Source organism: Treponema sp. R6D11, from assembly GCF_054786075.1.
In genome coordinates this window covers 1-469 of the sequence record NZ_BDHD01000863.1, presented here as the reverse complement: position 1 = coordinate 469, position 469 = coordinate 1, and the positions used below count along the sequence as shown (strand labels likewise).

Annotated in this window: 1 protein-coding gene; it reads left to right on the top strand. The window is 47.1% G+C overall.

Translation table 11 applies throughout. From position 1 onward, the window contains the following. Nucleotides 1–451, top strand: a 451-nt coding sequence (locus tag ACYVTD_RS16540; protein WP_461248755.1) for a branched-chain amino acid ABC transporter permease, incomplete at its 5' end; no start/stop codon positions are given. Nucleotides 452–469 lie beyond the last annotated feature (18 nt).

Below are 469 nucleotides of genomic sequence, written 5' to 3'. Positions count from 1 at the left end.
CTCCAGTTACGGCAGGGCGATAAAGGCGTGCAGGGAAGATGAAATAGCGGCTAACGCCAACGGGATTAATATTTTTCGTTATAAGATGGTAGGTTTCGTCATCGCCGCTTTTATCGCCGGCATCGGCGGCTGTATCTACGCCATGGTCGTAGGTTTTGTAAAGCCGGACGTGGCGCAGTTTTTAAGATCCATCGACTTTTTAATTTATGTCGTGTTAGGCGGCATGGGTTCAATGACGGGCTCGATTCTTTCGGCCTATGTCCTTACCTATTTGCAGGAATTTTTGCGCTTCCTGCAGGATTACCGCCTTTTGATATATCCCGTAATATTGATCCTTGTCATGCTGTTCCGCCCCAAAGGTCTTTTGGGAATGAAGGAATTTTCCATTGTTGGTTTTGTTGATAACGTATACGGAAAAATACTCAGGCGCGCGAAGAGGGGGGAAGCGTGAACAAAGGCGATTTAAGGC